Raw genomic sequence first — 19,126 nt, 5'->3', positions numbered from 1 at the left:
GGACGACAAGTACCTGGGCAACCCGACTTACCCCTACTATGACAACGCAACTGCCCCCGGATCCCCCGTCCCCGCCCCCCCGGCTCCCGGACCCCGCCGGGGGGGGCCGAAGTGCCCCCCCCTGGCGGCGTCCGCCGTTCGTGCTGAGGACCCGCTCCGGAGCCTCAGCGCGGCCCCAGCCCCGGCGTGCCGCGCACCACGTAGGCCGGCAGCCGCAGCTCGCCCAGCACCGCCCGGGGCAGGCGCAGCCCGAACCGCCGCCCGACCACGCCGAGGGCCCGACGCCGGACGGCCCCGGCGGGCTCGCCCCCGGGGGCGCAGGGGGTGATGCCGTCGGCCTCCAGGACCTGCGCGGCGACCAGCTCGGGCAGCAGCAGATCGGGCTCCTGCCCCCAGCGCCAGCGCTCCTCGCCCAGGCCGAAGCCGCACAGCACGGCGCCGTCCCGGGCGTAGTCGAGCAGGGCCGGCGGCTGCTCCGGCATCGGGCGGAAGTGCACCACCTCGGCGCCGTGTCGGGCTATCTCGGTGAGCAACTCGCCGCCGGTCGAGTCGCCGTACTCGATCGCGAAGGACCAGCCGCCCGCCTCGCCGACCCGGATCACGCCGTCGCCGTCGCCACCGGGACGGTAGCCCTCGATGTCCAGGTCCCAGATCTCCGTCCCGCTGATCGGCCCGGTCACGGCCGCCGGGTCGGCCCCCATCCGACGGGCGAGCTCCTCGGGCGGGATGCCCCGGGCGAACACCACCCCGTCGACCTCGGCACCGGCGTCCGCCAGCCATTGGATGCCGTCCCGCCGGGTACCGTTCGGCAGGGTGCTGTCCCGCAGGGTGCTGTCCCGCAGGGTGCCGTCACCGCCCCGCCCCCCGCCCCCGCGTGCACCGTCGCCCATGACGTCCCTCCCCTTCACGCCGACCCGCGATGGACAGGCGCAGCCGGACGCACCCTAGCCGACGCCACCGGCATGCAGCCCCGACAGCCGGTCAGAGGATGGTACGGAGGGCGAACTCACGTGTGGCGTGCCGCCGTTCGGCCGCAGTCGTCGCCGCCCGACGGAGAGCTGTCCGCGGTCACCCCCGGTGCACTCCCCCGGAACCCACCACGCCTCCCCACGGCTAGAACTCCCCGCTCACCCCCAGGTCCTGCCGCATCGCGTGCCGCATGGTCTTGATCAGCGCCCACAGCTCGTCCTGCGCCTCGGCGGCGGATCGCAGGCTCTCACCGGGCCGCGCATCGCCTTGTTCCAGGCGCTTGACCATCCCGTAGACGCGGGTGAGTGCCTGGTTCGCCGTGTCGCCCGGGGCGATCACGGCATCGGGTGCGATCATCAGCGTCTCGGACCAGTGGTTGCGGTGCGCGTCCTTGGCCTCCTCCAGCGCCCGGGTGTCGCCCTCCTCGGGCGTCCGGTCGCGCAGGACGTGCAGGTGCCGGTTGAGCGCGGTCGCGAACTGCCGTGCGTCACGGTACAGCCGGGTGTAGCAGCCGCGCCGCAGGGCGAGGTTCTCACGGGTCTCCTGGAAGGCCTGGCTGAGCTCCAACTCGCGCCGCTTGGCCCGTTCCGCGCCCCGCTGGGTGAGCAGCGCGGCCCCGAGGGTCCCCGCCACACCGGTCACTGCGATCGCCACCGCTGCTATGTCCACCCGGTCACCCTAGCCAGCGCCCCGAACCGCCCGCGCAGGAAGTCGGACCCACCGACTTCCTAGGGGCGTAGACGGCAGCGGCCACGAGCATGCCCACCGGCAGTGCCAGGTCCACCCCCCAGTCGAGCCCGACCCGCACCCCGCGCGCCCGCAGCTCTCGGAACGGCAGCACCTGGTGGGCCGAGGCGCCAACAGGCGAAGCGAGACCTTCACGACGACACCTCGACCGAACCGGCAAAGTCACTCACGGACACCAAAGCCCACTCAACAAAACTCGACTGCCAACGGTTCACCACCCCTGGCGCCTCACCCCCAGCCGGGCACCGGCGGCAGCGGCCAACTCGGCAGCGCCGGCAGCGGACCGTCCGAGCACAGGTCCGCCGCCGGACCACGCCCGGCGAACCAGGCGAGCAGCGCGTACCCCTGGCCGCGCACCACCGGGCCCTGCTCGCCGAGGGGCCAGGTAAGGCCGAGGTCCTCGGCCTCGATCCGGGCGACCGCGACCCGCCGCGCGGCCAGCGCCGCCACGCTCTCCTCCAGCGCCCGCCGGACGAAGGCCTCCGGCCAACTCCGAGCCGAGTAGCCGATGTTCAGGTCCACATGGTGCACCTCAAGCTCGCGCCAGGCCCGCCACAGGAGGTACCAGGCCGGGTGCCGCCACCCCGCCAGCGCGGCGACCAGCACCGCCCTGCGCTCGGCGGGCAGCGCCGCCGCGTCCGCGAGCAGCCCGTCCAGACTGCCCCGCAGGTCCGTGACCAGCGCACCGGCGCACCGCCCCGCGCCCTCGCGCAACCGCCGTTCCAGCTCGGCGGAGTCGGCGCGCGGCCCGGGCGGCGTGCCGGTACGGGCCACGGCGAGCATCCACCGGTACGCGTCGGCGCTGCGGGCGAGGTGCGTGAGGACGTGCCCCCGACTCCAACCGGGCAGCGACGACGGTTCCCGGGCCTCCCGGTCGGTCAGCGTCCCGACACTCGCGCCGAGCCGCTCCGCCGAGGCCCGGACCGCCTCCAGCAGGCCCGCGGTCTCCGTCTCCATGTCGACCTAACGCCCTGCCTCGGCCAGCGACTTGACGCCCTCCAGGGTCGCCGTCATCCCGGCGCGCAACTCGTCCAGCCGGAAGGCGACGATCTTCTCCTCCAGCTCCGGTCGGGCCTCGATGGCCAGGGTGACGCCGCTGCGGCCGGGGCCGATGACCACCGACTGGCGCACCCGGGTGCCACCGTCCTCGGGAGTCAGGTCGAAGCGCCACCGGGCCAGCGCACCGGGCACCTCCGACACCGGGTCGCCGTACCGGCCGTCCAGGTCCATGACGGCCCAGGCGAAGGCGCGGCACTCCGTCAGTTCGATCACCTCGGAGACCGTCCGCCAGTCGCGCATGTTCACCCGACGGTTGTGCCCCTCGAAGCGCGCGCCCACCGCGGGGCCGTCCGCGCCGGCCAGCCAGGCGACCTGGTGGAGCTCCGGGCTGAGCCTGGCGGGCAGGGCGATGTCGGTCACCAACCCCCAGACCCGCTCCACCGCAGCCCGGACGATCACCTCGCACTGCGTGCCCGGACCATCGGCGTACCTCATGCCGCTCCCCCTCCGTACCTGATGTCGCTCACGTACCTGATGCAACTGATCCAGCAAACTCTTACGGGTCGACACCCGCCGTACCCCCGCCTCGGCGTCCGGAACGCCGCGAGGGCAGCGGGCGGGTTGCCGCCCTTCTCGCGGGCCCTGCGATCGATGATCGATCCTGCCGGACATCCAAGTCAATCCACCGGTTTGCTGGGACACTTCCAAGCATTACCTTGGATCCCCGTGACCCTTGACGACCTCCGTGTCTTCGCCGCCGTCTGCCGGGCCGGCTCGCTCAGCGCCGTGGCCCGCGACCTGGCGTGCAGCCAGTCCGCCGTCAGCCAGCGCGTGAAGAGGCTGGAGCGCGAGCTCGGCCTCACCCTGATCGAACGGCACCCGCGCGGCGTCGCCCCCACCAAGGCCGGACGCCATCTGCAGACGGCCGTGGCCACCGGCCTGGGCGGGATCGACCACGCGCTGCGCACCATCGCCGAACTCGCGCGCGGGGAAGGCGGATCGGTACGGATCACCACCGGCGCCACCAGTATCCGGCACTTCATGTCCGCGGCCGTGGTGGACTTCCGACAGCGCTTCCCGCAGGTCAGCCTGGAGTTCCAGACCGGGGTCTCCAGCCGCAACTGCCTGGAGGCGCTCACCGCCGGGCACGTCGACCTGGCCTGGATCACCCTCGGCACCCCCGTCCGCGGCGTCGACCAGCGGCCCGTGGTGGACCTGCCCTGGGTCCTCGCCGTCGCGGCCAACGACCCGCTCGCCGCCCGGGACCGCATCGAACCCGCCGACCTCCAGGACGCCCGGCTCATCGGACTGCCGCAGAATTCGGTGTCCCGTTCCCAACTCGACGACTGGCTGGGCAAGTCGGGCATCCGGCCGGTCTTCGACACCAGCGTCACGGACTGGGACACCGCCATCCTGCTGGCCGAACTCGGCCTCGGCCAGGCCGTCGTACCCGCACTCCCCGAGTGGCAGGGCCCCGGCCACCCGGGCCTGCGACTGCTGCCCCTGCCCGACCTGCCCGGCCTCACCGTCGGCTGGGCACTGCGCGACTGGGACACCCTGTGCCCGCTGGCCCGCGCCTTCGCCGACACTGTCGCGGCCCACTGCGGGCGGGGCGCAACACCCGCTAGCCCTCCGGGTTCTGCCACTCCCTGACCGACGGTGCGGCACCGCCCAGGGCCCACCGCAGGCCCTCCTCCCCCGGGACGGCACCCGGCAGCGCGGTGAAGTCCTCCGGCAGGACGTCCAGCAGGCTCCGCAGGTACTCCCCCGTCCGTACGGCCAGCAGCACCGCGCAGCGCAACTGGCCCGGCAGCTCCGGGCGGTGGGAGAGGGCATGCCACAGGGCCGGGCGCAGGTAGTGCCGTCCGCCGGGTGCCGCGTGAGCGCGCACCCACGCCGGGTCCAGCCGCTGGCTGAGGCCGAGGTCGAGCGCCCGCTCCTCCAGCCGGAGCAGCGCGGGCGTGTCGAGGGCCTTCACCGCACGGGGAAGTTCACGTTCCGTAGTCACGTGTCCATCCTGACCGGCCGAGGTCGGCCGCCGACCACCGCCCCTTCGCCGCTCAGCGCGAGTGGAAGGAGTGGATCCGGCCGATCTCGGTGAAGCCCCGCCGCCCGTACCACTCCCGCGGCCAGTCGGCGGCGTCCGCGGCGAGGAAGAGCCGGGGGATGCCGACGGCGGCCGCCAGCGCCAGACCGGTGGCGAGCAGGGTGTCACCGTGGCCCGCGCCGCGATGCCGGGCATCGGTGACCAGGTCCTCCAGCTGGGCCAGCCCGGCGGCCCGGTCGAGGTAGAGGTCGCTCCAGGCCGCGATCCGCCCGTCCGGCGTCCGGGCGGCCAGGAAGTGCACCTGCTCGGCGCCGCGCAGCCGGGCGGCCCGGCGGTCGGTGAGCTGGCGGGCGAGCTCCTCGTCCCCGTACCACTCCGCCTGCTGGCGCAGGACCGGAGCCCGCAGCTCGGCCAACTCGGCGGGGAGCGCGGCCGGTTCGGGCAGTACACAGCCCTCCGTCCCGCGGGTCAGGAGCACGGCGGCGCCCCACTCGTACCCAGCCTCGGCCAGCGCCGGAGCGGCCCGCTCGCCCAACTCGTCGTCCAGCACGGCGATCGCGTACTGGCCACGCTGCCCGAGCCACCGCGCCGCCAGCTCGGGCAGCACCGCCGGATCGGTGCCCGGCCCCGTCACGACCAGGTGGTTGTGCTCGTGGGAGCGGACGAACTCCTCGTCCCGAACCGCGAACACCCCGGGGAACTCGGGGGCTTCGACGATCTCGGCCGCCTGGCGGCGGGCGAAGGCGACATGGAAGGCGGTCACACGCTCAAGGAGATCGGACATCCCGTCATAGTCGCCCCGCCGAGGCTCCGGGCCAAGCGAATTTGAAGCGGGCCTACGAACGGTCGAGGAACCGCCGCAGCCCGTCCCGGACGCCGTCCGTCGGCACGGTGGCGGCGAAGGCCGCCGCCTCGACCGCGAGGCCCTCGTCGATCGGCAGGTTGATCCCCCGGGTGACGGCCCGCAGGCAGGCCGCCACGGCGCTCGGCGCGTACCGGATGATGCGCTCCGCCAAGTCCCGGGCCGAGTCGAGGAGTTCGTCCGCCGGAACGACCGAGTTGACCAGGCCGATCTCGGCGGCCCGGACAGCCGGGATCGGGTCGCCGGTGAGGATCATCTCCAGCCCGCGCTTGCGGCCGACGTGGCGCGGCAGCCGCTGCGAGCCGCCGAAGGGCGGCGGAAAGCCGAGCGAGATCTCCGGCTTGGCGAAGGTCGCGTGCTCGGCCGCGATCGCCAGCGGCGCGGCCTCGGTGATCTCGCAACCACCGCCGTACGCGAGCCCGTTGACGGCGACGATGACCGGCTTCGGGAACTCCTCGATCCGCCGGGTCAGCGTGTGGCCGCGCCGGACGAACTCGCGCAGCGCCCGCTCGGGCCCGCCCGCGATGCTGGCGGCCAGGGACGGGATGTCCGCGCCGGCGCTGAACGCGCGCTGCCCGGCGCCGGTGAGGATGACGGCGCGGACGGTGTCGTCGGCGTCGATCCGGTCGAGTTCGGCGAGCAGCGCGTCGATCGTCGGATAGTCGAGGGCGTTGAGCTTCTTCTCCCGGTCGATGGTGAGGGTGACGACGTGCTGGTCCCGCTCGCTGCGGACGGTCATGGCCGGATGCTCCCTTTCGCCTTGGTCCTGCTCGTCGCAGGCTAGGAACACCGGCCCAGGACAATCCAGTTATTGTCCTGGATACACTCCTGGCGCACTCCGCCCCACCCTCCGCCCACCTTGGACCACGGAACGGCAGGCCACCCATGCGACCGCCCGCCTACAAGGCCATCGTCGACGAGTACGCGGCCGCGATCCGCTCCGGCGCCATCCCGGCCGGCACCCGGCTCCCGACCCACCGCGCGCTCGCCCGGGAACGCCGGATCGCCCTCGCCACGGCCACCCGGGTGTACGCCGAACTGGGCGCCGCCGGGCTGGTGGTCGGCGAACAGGGCCGGGGCACCTTCGTCCGGGTGCGCTCCGGCTACGACGGCATCGAGCCCTCGCGCGCGCTCCCGGTGCCGCGAGTGGCCGACCTGTCCTTCAACCAGCCGCTCGCCACCGGGCAGGGCGACCTGCTGCGCCAGGCCCTGCGCGCGCTCGCCGCCTCGGGCGACGCCGAGGCCCTGCTGCGCCAGCACCCGCCGGGCGGCCACCGGCACGACCGGGCCGTCGTGGCCACCCACCTGCTGGACCGCGGGGTCGACACGGCACCGGAGAACGTCCTGCTCACCAGCGGGGCGCAGCAGGCCCTGGACTGCGTCCTGCGCACGCTCACCCGCCCCGGCGACGTACTCGCCGTCGACGCGCTCAGCTACCCGGGCATCAAGCTGCTCGCCGCCGCCCACGGCCTCGACCCGGCCCCGGTCCCGGTCACCCCGGCCGGCCCGGACCTCGACGCGCTCGACCGCCTCTGCCGCGCCCGGCCGGTCCGCGCGGTGTACACGATCCCGACGGTCCACAACCCGCTCGGCTGGGTGCTGGACCGCACCCAGCGCGAGCGCCTCGCCGAGATCGCCGCCGAACACGACTGCACGCTGATCGAGGACGGCACCTACGCCTTCCTGGAGGCCGCACCGCCCCCGCCGCTGCACGCCCTCGCCCCCGACCGCACCTGCTACGTCGCCGGCCTGTCCAAGAACGTCGCCCCGGGCCTGCGGTTCGGCTTCGCCGTCCTGCCCGACCGCCACCTGCGCGCCGCCACCACCCAGCTACGCGCGGCCGCCTGGGGTGCCCCCGGCCTGACGACGGCCCTCGCCGCCGGCTGGATCGCCGACGGCACGGTCACCCACCTCGAACACCAACGCCGCACCGACGCCGCCGCCCGCCAGGCCCTCGCCCGCACCGCCCTGGCCGGCCTCGACGTCACGGCCCACCCCACCTCCTACATCCAGTGGCTCACCCTGGAACCCCACCAACGCCCCGACCACGTCGCCGCCCTCCTCGCCACCGAGGGCATCCTCGTCTCCACCGCCGACGCCTTCGCCACCACCCCCCACCACCCCAACGCCATCCGCCTCGCCCTCGCCACACCCCCACTCGCCCGACTCCCCGAGGCCCTCCACCGCCTACGCACCACCATCGAGTCCATCGCCCCGTGAGCCCCCGCCGCACGAGAAGTCGACCGGGCCGACTTCCTACTCCGTCCCCGCCCCCGCCGCCCGCCCGAAACGGGCCGCCCACTCACCGAGCAGCTCCCGCAGCTCGGGCGGCTGCACGACCTGGAACTCGGCGCCGAGCGAGCCCAGGGCCATCGCGGGCCAGTCCAGCGAGTCCGCCGTCATCACGAGCCGGCAGCGCTCGGCCCCGGCCTCCTCGACCTCGCCCCAGCGCCCCACGTGCGCGCGCACGCGCTCGGCGGGAGCCTCCACCAGGGCCTCCACCCGGTGCGGCCGGGGCATGCCGCTGCGGCCGGCACGGACGAACTCGGCGGCGTCGGCCGCGGGGAGGGTGCGCTGGGCGAAGCGGGCGCCGCTGCCGTGGGGGGTGGTGAGGCGGTCCAGGCGGAAGCTGCGCCAGGCGGCGCGGTCGAGGTCGTAGGCGACCAGGTACCAGCGCCGGTCGAGGCTGACCAGCCGGTGCGGTTCGACGTGGCGTTCGGTACGGGGCGCGGAGGCGGCGGTGTAGGAGAAACGGAGCCGTTCGCCGTCGCGACAGGCCAGCGCGACCACCGTGAGGACGTCCGGGTCGACGCCGGAACCCGTGGAGGTGCCCCAGTCGACCGGGACGGTCATCGCGCGCAGCGCCTCGACCCGGCGGCGCAGCCGGGCCGGCATCACCTGTACGACCTTGGCCAGCACCCGTACGGAGGCTTCGCCGACGCCCTCGACCGGGCTCTCGGCCGCCGCCTGCAGGCCCACCGCGAGTGCGACCGCCTCCTCGTCGTCGATGACCAGCGGTGGCAGCGCCGCGCCCGCCGCCAGCTGGTAGCCGCCGTCGACCCCGCGCTGGGCCTCGACGGGGTAGCCGAGTTCGCGCAGCCGGTCGATGTCGCGGCGCAGGGTGCGGACGGAGACGCCGAGTCGGTCGGCCAATTCCTCGCCGGGCCAGTACCGGTGGGTCTGGAGCAGGGAGAGCAGTCGCAGCGTCCGGGTGCTGGTGTTCGCCATGCCCTGATTGTCTCCGGGATTCAGGACAGGAAGTGACCGCAATGGTCGTTAGCGTAGTTCTTGTCCGAGAGCAGGAACCGAACGGAAGGCCAGAGCCATGACCACGACCACCACCTCCGCCGCCAAGACCACCGTCACCGGCGAGCGCGCCGACCTCCTGGTGGCGCTGGAGAAGCAGCGGCACTTCCTGCGGTTCACCACCCGCGACCTCACCGACGAGCAGGCCGGCGCGCGGAGCACCGTGAGCGAGCTGTGCCTGGGCGGGCTGATCAAGCACGTCACCTCGGTCGAGCGCCTGTGGGCGAACTTCATCGTGGAGGGCCCGTCCGCGATGCCCGACTTCACCGCCTGGACCGAGGCGGACTTCGCTCGCCGCACCGACGAGTTCCGCATGCTGCCCGGTGAGACGCTGGCGGGCGTGCTCGCCGAGTACACCGAAGTCGCCCTCCGCACGGACGAGTTGGTGGCCACCCTGGCCGACCTGGGCGCCACTCAGCCGCTGCCGAAGGCCCCGTGGTTCGAGGCCGGCGCCGAGTGGTCGGCCCGCCGGGTGCTGATGCACATCGTCGCCGAGACCGCCCAGCACGCGGGCCACGCCGACATCATCCGCGAGGCGCTGGACGGCGCGAAGAGCATGGGCTGAGGCAGGCGGGGTCTGCCGCCGGGGTTCGGGCGGCAGACCCCACCGCACGGGGGGTCAGAGCCGGCCGACGAGCGTGAAGCCGGCCCCGTCCACCGCACTGCGGACGGCCGCCCCGTCCAGCGGCTGAGCGGAAGCGACGGTGACCCGGCCGCTCGGCGCGTCCGCGACGACGCCGGTGACGCCGGGGATGGCGGCCAGCCCGGCGCTCACGGTCTTCTCGCAGTGGCCGCAGCTCATGCCGTCAACGGTGAGGACGGTGGTGATGGACATGACGGCGCCTCCGATAGGGCAGCTGGTGGGTCAGGAGCGGTCGAACCGGTCGACCCGCACCACAACACCCCAATCCGACGCCGTTCCCCGGGGACACGCCACACGGGTGGCACCTTCGAGTGGTTCCGGGAACCGGCCGGACCCAGCGCCCGACAGGAGCCGCCGGTACCCCGCCTGAACCCCCGCCGCCCGCCTGCGCGTCCCTCCTGATGCACCCCTTTTCGACCCAGCTCAGGAGTTGCTCCACATGGCCGCCACCTCCCGGAAGCACTGGAAGCACGGCAAGCCCTGGCACGGCGCGCTCGCCCTGGCGCTGGTCGCGGTGGTGACGGCCGGCCTGCTGTGGTGGCAGCCCTGGCACACCGGGCCCGCGCCGCTGGTCTTCGCCACCGCACCCGGCGGCTCCGCCCGCTTCGGCACCGGGGAGCACCTCTACCGCTACAAGGTTCGGGTGGAGAACGGGATCGCCGAGAGCCCCGAGCAGTTCGCCGCCGAGGTGGACGCCGTCCTCGGCGACACCCGTCGCGGCTGGGCCGCCGGGAACACGGCTTCCTTCCAGCGGGTGCCCGCCGACCCGGTGGACTTCACGGTCTACCTGGCCACCCCGCGGTCCACCGACCGGATCTGCGGCCAGTACGGCCTGGACACCGGCGGCTCGGTGAACTGCGGGGTCGGGCACCAGGTCGTGATCAACCTCAAGCGCTGGACCGAGCTGTCCGAGTTCTACCGGGGCCAGCCCGAGCTGTACCACGCGCTCGCCGTCAACCACGAGGTCGGCCACATCCTGGGGAACGGCCACGTCGACTGCCCGGGCCCGGGTGCCCCGGCGCCGGTGATGATGCAGCAGATCAAGGGCCTGCACGGCTGCGTGCCCAACGGCTGGCCCTACTCGGACGCCGGCACACTGCTCACCGGCCCGCCAGATACTCGCCCGCTCGCCTCCGGGGCGCTCTGACCCGGTACCGACGGTCGGCGCTCCGGCGCTCGTACCTCGCTGGTCGCTTCTCCCTTTCAGCACCGGCGCGCCCCTTCGGCTCGGGGCGGGCAGGCCCCGACCACCGCGCCGTAACACCGCAGCTCTCAGGCCCCGAGCGGCGCACGGACGCGGCAAGGCTCCGGAGCACGGATAATCACTGGTCGGACCGGGTGTCACCGAAAGGTCGACACCCGGTCCGAACCATGATCGTCAAGCGTGTGCACGTGGAGGAACAGCCGTGAACGACGGGGAGAGCCTGGACTGGCCGGTGCTGTTGGAGGCCGCCGAGGCGGCCGCCCGGGCGACCACCGGCCGCGGCCGGGTCGCCGACTACATCCCGGCCCTCGCCACGGCGGACCCGGAGGCCTTCGGCATGGCCGTGGCCACCGTCGACGGCGAGCTGTACGGCGTCGGCGACTGGGAGCAGCCGTTCTCCATCCAGAGCGTCTCCAAGCTGTTCTCCCTGGCGCTCGCCCTGTCCCACAGCGACGACGGCGGTGACGCCCTCTGGCGGGGCGTCGGCCGCGAGCCCTCCGGCAACCCCTTCAACTCCCTGGTGCAGCTGGAGACCGAGCACGGCATCCCGCGCAACCCCTTCATCAATGCCGGCGCCCTGGTGGTCACCGACCGCCTGCAGTCGCTGACCGGTGACGCCTCCGGCACCGTACGGGAGTTCCTTCGCCGCGAGTCCGGCAACCCGCTGCTGGACACCGACCCGGTGATCGCCGCCTCCGAGGCCGAGCACGGCCACCGCAACGCCGCGCTCGCCCACTTCATCGCCAGCCACGGCAACCTGGAGAACCCGGTCGAGACCGTCCTCGACCACTACTACGCCCACTGCGCCGTCGCCGCGAGCTGCCGCGACCTCGTGCTGGCCGGCTCCTTCCTCGCCCGCTACGGCGTGCGCACCGACGGCACCCGGCTGATGTCCCGCAGCGAGGCCAAGCGCGTCAACGCCGTCCTCCTCACCTGCGGCACCTACGACGCCGCCGGCGAGTTCGCCTTCCGCGTCGGCCTGCCCGGCAAGAGCGGCGTCGGGGGCGGCATCCTCGCCATACTCCCCGGCCGCGCCGCCGTCTGCGCCTGGGGCCCCCGCCTCGACCAGGCCGGCAACTCCGTCGCCGCCGTCACCGCCCTCGACACCCTCACCACCCTCTCCGGCTGCTCGGTGTTCTGAGCCGGAAGGGCCCCGGTCGTCCGCACAGCGACCGGGGCCCGGGGAACCGGCGGGCGGCGGACTACTCCACCGTCACGCTCTTCGCCAGGTTGCGCGGCTTGTCCACGTCCCGCTCAAGGGCGACGGCGGCGTGGTAGGCCAGCAGCTGCAGCGGGATGTTGAGGAGCAGCGGGTCCAACTCCGGCTCGCTCTTGGGGACCAGGATGCAGTGGTCGGCGAGCTTCTCCTCGGGGCGGCGGTGGGCGACGGCGATGACCCGGCCGTGGCGGGCCTTGATCTCGCCGAGGGTGGTGAGGTTCTTGTCGAGCAGCTCGTCGTCCGGGACGAGGGCCACGGTGGGCAGTTCGGGGCTGATCAGGGCCAGCGGGCCGTGCTTGAGCTCGCTCGCCGGGTAGGCCTCGGCGTGGACGTAGGAGATCTCCTTGAGCTTCTGGGCGCCCTCGCGGGCGACCGGGTAGCCGCGCACCCGGCCGATGAACATCATGCCGCTGGAGTCGGCGTACTCGGCGGCGAGTCGGGCGATCTCGTCGCTCTGGTCGAGGACCTCGCGGATCTGGTCCGGCAGGGCCTGCAGGGCCGAGACGATCCGGCGGCCGTCGGCGGGCGAGAGGTCGTGGATGCGGCCGAAGTGCAGGGCGAGCAGCGCGAAGGCGACCACGGTGGAGGTGAACGCCTTGGTGGAGGCGACCGAGACCTCGGGGCCGGCGTGCAGGTAGATGCCGCCGTCGCACTCGCGGGCGATCGCGCTGCCCACGGTGTTGACGACGCCGAGCACCCGGCCGCCCTTGCGCTTGATCTCCTGGACGGCGGCCAGCGTGTCGTAGGTCTCGCCGGACTGGCTGACCGCGACGTACAGGGTGTCCGCCTCGATCACCGGGTTGCGGTAGCGGAACTCGGAGGCCGGCTCGCTGTGGGCGGGGATCCGGGCCAGCTCCTCGATCAGCTGCGCGCCCATCTCGCCCGCGTAGTAGGCGGATCCGCAGCCGAGGATCTTCACCCGGCGGATCTCGCGCAGCTCCCGGGCGTCCAGGTTGAGGCCGCCGAGGTGGGCGGTGCTGAAGCGCTCGTCGAGCCGGCCGCTGAGGGTGCGCTCGACCGAGGTGGGCTGCTCGTGGATCTCCTTGAGCAGGAAGTGCTCGTAGCCGGCGGTGTCGTAGGAGTCGATCTCCCAGTCCACGGTGGACGGCTGGCGGTGGGTGGTGCGGGCGTCCGCGGTGAAGGTGCGGAAGCCGTCGGCGCGGACGGTGGCCAGCTCGCCGTCCTCCAGGTGCACGACCTGGCGGGTGTAGCGGACCAGGGCGGAGACGTCGGAGGCGACGAACATCTCCTTCTCGCCGAGGCCGAGCACGATCGGGCTGCCGTTGCGGGCGACCACGATGCGGTCCGGCTGCTCGGCGTCCAGCACCGCGATGCCGTAGGTGCCGACGACGCGGCCGAGCGCGGCGCGGACGGCGTCCTCCAGCTCGACGCCCTCGGCGGCGTGCGCGGCGATCAGGTGGGAGAGCACCTCGGTGTCGGTCTCGGAGCGGAACACGGCGCCGTCGGCGGTCAGCTTGGCGCGCAGCTCGTCGGCGTTCTCGATGATGCCGTTGTGGACGACGGCGATCCGCTCGGCGGTGTCCAGGTGCGGGTGGGCGTTGGCGTCGCTGGGGACGCCGTGGGTGGCCCAGCGGGTGTGGCCGATGCCGGTGGTGCCCTTGAACCGGGCCGGCACGGCCGCCGCGAGGTCGGCGACCCGGCCCTTGACCTTGCGGAGCTTGATCCCGCCGGTGCGCCCGGCGACGGCGACGCCGGCCGAGTCGTAGCCGCGGTACTCCAGCCGGGCCAGTCCCTCCAGCAGGAAGGGGGTCGCGTCCTTGGGGCCGATGTAGGCCACGATTCCGCACATGCGCGGTCTCCTCTTGGGAAGGTCGGGTCTGGAGAAGGTCGGGTATCGGGACGGTCGCGCGGCCGAGCGCGGTGAGGGGCGGCGCTCAGCCGTAGACGATCCGGCGCAGCTGGCGGGCCGAGAGCTCCGGCGCCGCGACGCGGCGGGCGGAGAGCTCCTCGGCGAGCCGGGCGAAGATCCGCTCGTTGGTCAGGCCGCGTGCCTGGAGCTCGCCGTGGCGGCGACGGACGTACTCCTCGGTGCTCTCGGAGAAGTACGCCAGCACCTCCGCCACGACCCGCGCCGCCTCCTGGGGCCCGAGCGGGCTGGTCCGGGTGAGGTGGGCGAGGAGGTCTTCGTGAGGGTGGGGTGAGCTCGGCACGAGTGAGGACTCTAGGCCGCACCGCCCGTCGAAGCCAAAGATCTTGCCCGAATTCGGGCAGACTTTACGACTTTCAGCTCAGGCAACCGAGCGGACCCCCGCCCGTCACCTTCCCGACAGCCCCTTGAAGCGGCGCCGATTCCACACGTAGCGTGATCTGGAGAACACCCAGCGGAAGACCGGAGGCTTGCTGATGTGCGGGATCACCGGATGGGTCGCCTTCGAACGCGACCTCACCGCCGAACGGGACGTCCTCGACGCGATGACGGCCACCCAGCTCTGCCGCGGCCCGGACGCCGGGGGCGTCCACCTGCAGCCGCACGCCGCACTCGGCCACCGCCGGCTCGCGGTGATCGACGTGGAGGGCGGTGTCCAGCCGATGACGGTCGAGCACGACGGCCGACTGCTGGCCGCACTCACCTACAGCGGCGAGGTCTACAACCACCGCGAGCTGCGCGCGGAACTGGAGGCGGCCGGGCACCGCTTCCGCACCCGCAGCGACACCGAGGTCGTGCTGCACGCCTACCTGGAGTGGGGCGAGCGCCTGGCCGAGCGGCTCAACGGCATGTTCGCCTTCGCGATCTGGGACGCCCGGCGCGAGGAGCTGCTGCTGGTCCGCGACCGGATGGGCGTCAAGCCGTTGCACTACCGCCCCACCCCGGACGGCGTGCTCTTCGGCTCCGAGGTCAAGGCGATCCTGGCCCACCCCTCGGTGCGCCCGGCGGTCGACCTGGACGGGCTGCGCGAACTGCTCGCCCACACCCGCACCCCCGGCCTCACCCCGTACCGGGGCATCCACGAGGTCCGGCCCGGGCACGTGGTGCGGGTGCGCCGCGAGGGCATCTCGGTGCGCCGGTACTGGGCGCTGGAGGCGCGCGAGCACACCGACTCGCTGGAGGCCACCGTCGCCACCGTCCGGGCCCTGCTGGACGACATCGTCCACCGCCAGCTGGACTCGGACGTGCCGCTGTGCTCGCTGCTCTCCGGCGGCCTGGACTCCAGCGCCGTCACCGCCCTCGCCGCGATGACGCTGCGCCGGGCCGGTGCCGGCCCGGTGCGCTCCTTCGCCGTCGACTTCACCGGCCAGAGCCGGAACTTCCACACCGACGAGGTGCGGCAGACCCAGGACGGCCCGTACGCCCAGCTGCTCGCCGAGCACGTCGGCGCCGACCACACGGTGATCGAGCTGGACGCCGCCGAGCTCACCGACCTGTCCCGGCGCGCCACCGTACTGCGCGCCCGCGACCTGCCGAACGGCGTCGGCGACATGGACATCTCACTGCTGCTGCTCTTCCGGGGCGTGCGCCGGGAGTCCACCGTGGCGCTGTCCGGCGAGTCCGCCGACGAGCTGTTCGGCGGCTACCGCTGGTTCCACGACCCGACGACCGTCGCCACCGAGGACTTCCCCTGGCTCGCCGGCATGGCCACCATCGCCGGCCCCGGCTCCGTCCCGCGCGAACACCTGCTGGACACCGGCCTGCTCACCAAGCTCGACCTGGACGGCTACCGCAGGGCCCGCTACCGCGAGGCGATCGCCGAGGTCCCGCACCTGGACCACGCCGACCCGCTGGAGCGGCGGATGCGCGAGATCTCCTACCTCAACCTGACCCGCTTCGTCTGCATCCTGCTCGACCGCAAGGACCGGATGAGCATGGCCAACGGGCTGGAGGTGCGGGTGCCGTTCTGCGACCACCGGCTGGTCCAGTACGTCTTCAACACCCCGTGGGCGATGAAGAGCTTCGACGGACGGGAGAAGAGCCTGCTGCGCGCCGCCGTCCGGGACGTGCTGCCGGCCGCGATCGCCGACCGGGTGAAGAGCCCGTACCCGGTCATCGCCGACCCGCACTACCCGGCGCTGCTGCGCGCCGAACTCGCCCAGCTCGCCGCCCGGCACGAGTCCCCCGCCCTCGACCTGCTCGACCGGGGCCGGCTCGCGGCCGCGCTCGCCCCGGACACCGACCCGCGGTCGGTCCTGCTCGGCGTCGACTTCGCGCTGGACCTGGACGCCTGGCTGACGGAGTACCAGGTGACGCTGGAGCTCTGACCCTTGTGACCGGACGGTGCGGCGGCCCGCGCCGAGACCGCTGCGCCGTCCGGGCGATCACCGGGAACCGGCCCGCCCCGCCCGGACGTCGCACGATGCGGTAGCGTCGCCGACACCTCCCGAATGGCGGGCGAAAACGCGGCTTCCCGCCCCCGTGCCGTCAGGATGGGAGCGAACCGTTCACCTCGATCCGCCGGGGGATCCCGTCATGCAGCCGCGAGTATTCGCGATTCTCACCGCCCTGCTCCTGGGCGTCCTGGGCCTCGGCTCGGTGGCCGTCACCGACTGGTCGCCCGCGGCGGCCAGCGAGGCCCCGGCCGTCGCCGGCACCGCCCCCGACGCCCAGCCCGCCGTGGCGGGCACCGCGAGCGCCACCCCGACCGGCGACCCGGCGGTGTGGACCCGCTCGACGCTGCGCAACAAGCTGATGGCCGAGATGGACGCCACCGACCCCGGCGTCGCCCTCGCCGACCTCGACCGGATCACCAAGGAGAAGCCGTACACCGTGCGCTTCTGCCACCCGATCGCGCACGAGCTCGGCCACGCGGCGGTCAAGCGCTTCAACGAGGACTTCCAGAAGGTCATCTCCTTCCCGCACGAGACCTGCGCGGCCGGCTACCTGCACGGCGCGGTCGAGGAGATGCTCAACGCCTCCACCCAGCCCGAGGTGGACCTGCTCAAGCTGTGCGCCCCCAAGAACACCGGCCCCTGCATCCACGGCGTCGGCCACGGCACCATGTTCGTCGCCAAGCAGGACGTCTCCAAGGCGCGCGACCTGTGCAACAAGTTCACCACCGAGCAGAACCGGATCCGCTGCTCCGAGGGCCTGTTCATGCAGCTCTTCGGCCCGGACGAGGAGGACGAGCAGGCCAAGGCGAACCTGCCCGCCGACAAGCTCGCCCAGGACCCGCTGTACCCGTGCAAGGACCAGCCCGCACTGTTCCAGTCCGCCTGCTACTTCTACGCCCCGACCTTCTACCTCTCCTCGCACGACTACCCGAACCACCCCGAGGTCTACGCCGACGCCCTCAAGTGGTGCCTCAACGGCAAGGCCAACGGCGGGGCCGTGGACTGCAGCCGGGGCGTCGGCTCGCGCACCATGAAGTACAACCTGGACCGCGAGGACTGGGCCGCCCAGCAGTGCGCCACCGCCGCCGACGGCTGGCAGCGCAAGGCCTGCACGGAGGGGCTGGTCAGCTACTACACGGTCAACTACACCGACGGCGGCGCCGCCGGACGGCTCTGCGCGAAGATCACCAACAAGGAGATGCAGGGCTACTGCCGCTCCGCGAGCGGACTGTCCGGCTCCCTGGACTGACCCCACCCGGTCTCAGCCTGAGGGCCCGCGCCACCCGGCGCGGGCCCTCTGCGTAAGATCGCCCGACCATCGCCTGACCAGGGTGCGCCGAGGAAGCCGCGCCTCGCCCAGTCCGACCCCGGCCTCCCTGGAGCACGCCATGACCACCGAGGACTTCCGCGCCGCCGCCCACACCACCGCCGAGCTCGTCTCCGACTACCTCGCCGAACTGCCCGCCCGCCCGGTCTGGCAGCCGATGGACCCCGCCGCCCGGCAGGCGCTGCTCGACGCCCCGCTGCCCGACCGGGGCCGGCCGCTCACCGAGCTGCTGGACGCCATCGGACGGGACGTCCTCCCCCACCCCATGGGCAACGGCAACCCGCGCTTCTTCGGCTGGGTCAACTCCGCCCCCGCCCCCGCCGGGGTGCTCGCCACCCTCGCCGCCGCCGCGATGAACCCCAGCTCGGCCGGTGGCGACCACGCCGACGTCCACCTGGAGCGCGCCGTGGTCCGCTGGATCGCCGAACTCGTCGGCTTCCCGCACCCGGCCGGCGGCGGCCTGCTCACCTCCGGCACCTCGATGGCGACCATCGTCTGCCTCGCCGCCGCCCGCAACCGCGCCGCCCGGCAGGCCGGCTGGGACGTCCGCGCGGACGGCCTGGCCGGGATGCCGCCGCTGGTCGGCTACGTCACCGGCGAGACCCACTCCTGCGTCCGCAAGGCCGCCGAGCTCCTCGGCCTCGGCAGCAGGCAGCTGCGCACCGTCGCCACCGGGCCCGACGGCCGCCTGGACACAGCGGACCTGCGGGCGGCGATCCAGCGCGACCGCGCCGCCGGGCTGCTGCCCTTCCTGGTGGTCGCCTCGGCCGGCACCGTCGGCACCGGCGCGGTGGACGCCTTCGGCCCGATCGCCGACCTGTGCCAGGAGCAGCGGCTCTGGCTGCACGTGGACGGCGCGTACGGCGCCTTCGGCCGGCTCGACCCCGCCATCGCCCACCGCTACGCCGGTCTGGAGCGCGCCGACTCGCTCGCCCTCGACCCGCACAAGTGGCTCGGCGTCCCGGTCGACTGCGGCTGCGCGCTGGTGCGTGACACCGACGAGCTGCGCGGCACCTTCAGCCTCGTCCCGTCCTACCTGCGCGACGAGGCGGCCGGCTCGCTCGGCTGGTTCTCCGAGTACGGCACCGAGCAGACCCGCCCGTTCCGCGCCCTCAAGGTCTGGGCCACCATCGCCCACCGCGGCCGCGCCGGCCTCGCCCAGGACATCGCCCACTGCACCGCACTCGCCCGGCGCCTGGGCGAACTCGTCGAGGCCGACGAGGAGTTGGAGCTGCTCGCCGAGGTGCAGACCTCCATCGTCGCGTTCCGCCACCGCGCCCCGGGCCGGGACGCCGCCGCCCGCGACGCCCTCAACCGCGACCTCCCGCTCGCCGTCCAGCGGCGCGGGCGGGTCTTCGTCACCGGCGCCCGGCTCGGCGAGCACGAGATGCTCCGCGCCTGCCTGCTCAACGCCGCGACCACCGAGGAGGACCTGCACCTGCTCCTCGCCGAGGTGAAGGCCGCGGCCCACGAGCTGCTCCCGTAACACCCCCGGGCGGACCTTAACGGCCAGGTCACG

General features: G+C 73.6%; 19 protein-coding genes. 8 read left to right on the top strand and 11 right to left on the bottom strand.

From position 1 onward, the window contains the following. Positions 1–164 precede the first annotated feature (164 nt). The 4 genes from ACFQ87_RS11325 to ACFQ87_RS11310 all read right to left on the bottom strand — a co-directional run bounded on the left by ACFQ87_RS11325 (position 165) and on the right by ACFQ87_RS11310 (position 3,210). The gene (locus tag ACFQ87_RS11325; protein ID WP_380610408.1) at positions 165–890 is read right to left on the bottom strand and encodes a DUF6461 domain-containing protein; all 726 of its coding nucleotides are present in this window, start codon (positions 888–890) and stop codon (positions 165–167) included. 223 nt (positions 891–1,113) lie between these two features. Next, a complete protein-coding gene (locus ACFQ87_RS11320; RefSeq protein ID WP_380610407.1) occupies positions 1,114–1,638 on the bottom strand; it encodes a hypothetical protein in 525 nt (174 codons plus the stop codon). A 306-nt stretch (positions 1,639–1,944) separates the two neighbouring features. Beyond that, complete coding sequence (locus tag ACFQ87_RS11315) at positions 1,945–2,673, bottom strand: maleylpyruvate isomerase family mycothiol-dependent enzyme (protein ID WP_380610406.1); 729 nt, start codon at positions 2,671–2,673, stop codon at positions 1,945–1,947. Between the two features lie 6 nt (positions 2,674–2,679). Beyond that, positions 2,680–3,210: an SRPBCC family protein gene (locus ACFQ87_RS11310; protein ID WP_380610405.1), complete on the bottom strand. Its 531-nt coding sequence runs from the start codon at positions 3,208–3,210 to the stop codon at positions 2,680–2,682. Positions 3,211–3,441: 231 nt separating this feature from the next. Here ACFQ87_RS11310 and ACFQ87_RS11305 point away from each other — a divergent pair, with 231 nt between their 5' ends. Beyond that, positions 3,442–4,368, top strand: a complete 927-nt coding sequence (locus ACFQ87_RS11305; RefSeq protein WP_380610404.1) for a LysR family transcriptional regulator — start codon at positions 3,442–3,444, stop codon at positions 4,366–4,368. Here ACFQ87_RS11305 and ACFQ87_RS11300 read toward each other — a convergent pair. The 3 genes from ACFQ87_RS11300 to ACFQ87_RS11290 are packed head-to-tail and all read right to left on the bottom strand — an operon-like array spanning position 4,340 to position 6,363. Then, the gene (locus ACFQ87_RS11300) at positions 4,340–4,723 is read right to left on the bottom strand and encodes a hypothetical protein (protein ID WP_380610403.1); all 384 of its coding nucleotides are present in this window, start codon (positions 4,721–4,723) and stop codon (positions 4,340–4,342) included. The genes ACFQ87_RS11305 and ACFQ87_RS11300 overlap by 29 nt on opposite strands. 52 nt (positions 4,724–4,775) lie before the next feature. Then, on the bottom strand, positions 4,776–5,546 hold the full coding sequence (locus ACFQ87_RS11295) for a GNAT family N-acetyltransferase (protein ID WP_380610401.1): 771 nt from the start codon (positions 5,544–5,546) through the stop codon (positions 4,776–4,778). A 52-nt stretch (positions 5,547–5,598) separates the two neighbouring features. Continuing rightward, positions 5,599–6,363, bottom strand: a complete 765-nt coding sequence (locus tag ACFQ87_RS11290) for a crotonase/enoyl-CoA hydratase family protein (protein ID WP_380610399.1) — start codon at positions 6,361–6,363, stop codon at positions 5,599–5,601. A 146-nt stretch (positions 6,364–6,509) separates the two neighbouring features. On the opposite strand from ACFQ87_RS11290, the gene ACFQ87_RS11285 reads away from it, so the two are divergent. After that, positions 6,510–7,844 carry a PLP-dependent aminotransferase family protein gene (locus ACFQ87_RS11285; RefSeq protein WP_380610397.1) on the top strand — a complete coding sequence of 445 codons (1,335 nt, stop codon included), beginning with the start codon at positions 6,510–6,512 and terminating at the stop codon, positions 7,842–7,844. A gap of 36 nt (positions 7,845–7,880) precedes the next feature. Here ACFQ87_RS11285 and ACFQ87_RS11280 read toward each other — a convergent pair whose 3' ends face one another. Beyond that, positions 7,881–8,852, bottom strand: coding sequence for a helix-turn-helix transcriptional regulator (locus tag ACFQ87_RS11280; RefSeq protein WP_380610395.1), 972 nt, complete (start codon positions 8,850–8,852; stop codon positions 7,881–7,883). A 97-nt stretch (positions 8,853–8,949) separates the two neighbouring features. On the opposite strand from ACFQ87_RS11280, the gene ACFQ87_RS11275 reads away from it, so the two are divergent. Continuing rightward, positions 8,950–9,495, top strand: coding sequence for a DinB family protein (locus tag ACFQ87_RS11275; RefSeq protein WP_380610394.1), 546 nt, complete (start codon positions 8,950–8,952; stop codon positions 9,493–9,495). Positions 9,496–9,549: 54 nt separating this feature from the next. Here ACFQ87_RS11275 and ACFQ87_RS11270 read toward each other — a convergent pair whose 3' ends face one another. Further along, positions 9,550–9,765, bottom strand: a complete 216-nt coding sequence (locus ACFQ87_RS11270; protein WP_380610393.1) for a heavy-metal-associated domain-containing protein — start codon at positions 9,763–9,765, stop codon at positions 9,550–9,552. A gap of 247 nt (positions 9,766–10,012) precedes the next feature. Between ACFQ87_RS11270 and ACFQ87_RS11265 the strand changes: the two genes are divergently transcribed. Beyond that, positions 10,013–10,720: a DUF3152 domain-containing protein gene (locus ACFQ87_RS11265; protein WP_380610392.1), complete on the top strand. Its 708-nt coding sequence runs from the start codon at positions 10,013–10,015 to the stop codon at positions 10,718–10,720. Between the two features lie 277 nt (positions 10,721–10,997). After that, the gene (locus tag ACFQ87_RS11260; protein WP_380610447.1) at positions 10,998–11,918 is read left to right on the top strand and encodes a glutaminase; all 921 of its coding nucleotides are present in this window, start codon (positions 10,998–11,000) and stop codon (positions 11,916–11,918) included. 61 nt (positions 11,919–11,979) lie between these two features. Here the strand turns inward: ACFQ87_RS11260 and glmS are convergent, their stop codons facing one another. After that, a complete protein-coding gene (gene glmS / locus ACFQ87_RS11255; protein WP_380610391.1) occupies positions 11,980–13,806 on the bottom strand; it encodes a glutamine--fructose-6-phosphate transaminase (isomerizing) in 1,827 nt (608 codons plus the stop codon). 85 nt (positions 13,807–13,891) lie between these two features. Beyond that, positions 13,892–14,167, bottom strand: coding sequence for a hypothetical protein (locus ACFQ87_RS11250; RefSeq protein ID WP_380610390.1), 276 nt, complete (start codon positions 14,165–14,167; stop codon positions 13,892–13,894). A gap of 193 nt (positions 14,168–14,360) precedes the next feature. On the opposite strand from ACFQ87_RS11250, the gene asnB reads away from it, so the two are divergent. From asnB to ACFQ87_RS11235, 3 genes are all read left to right on the top strand, one after another. Next, complete coding sequence (asnB, locus tag ACFQ87_RS11245; RefSeq protein WP_380610388.1) at positions 14,361–16,211, top strand: asparagine synthase (glutamine-hydrolyzing); 1,851 nt, start codon at positions 14,361–14,363, stop codon at positions 16,209–16,211. Between the two features lie 208 nt (positions 16,212–16,419). Beyond that, positions 16,420–17,529 (top strand): hypothetical protein, encoded by a 1,110-nt coding sequence (locus tag ACFQ87_RS11240; protein WP_380610387.1) that lies wholly within the window; start codon positions 16,420–16,422, stop codon positions 17,527–17,529. Positions 17,530–17,668: 139 nt separating this feature from the next. Beyond that, positions 17,669–19,093: a pyridoxal phosphate-dependent decarboxylase family protein gene (locus ACFQ87_RS11235; RefSeq protein WP_380610386.1), complete on the top strand. Its 1,425-nt coding sequence runs from the start codon at positions 17,669–17,671 to the stop codon at positions 19,091–19,093. Positions 19,094–19,126 lie beyond the last annotated feature (33 nt).

This window comes from Kitasatospora sp. NPDC056531, assembly GCF_042794375.1.
In the GTDB taxonomy this organism is placed as follows: domain Bacteria; phylum Actinomycetota; class Actinomycetes; order Streptomycetales; family Streptomycetaceae; genus Kitasatospora.
The sequence above is the reverse complement of the archived record's forward strand: the minus strand, read 5'-3'. Positions and strand labels throughout refer to the sequence as shown.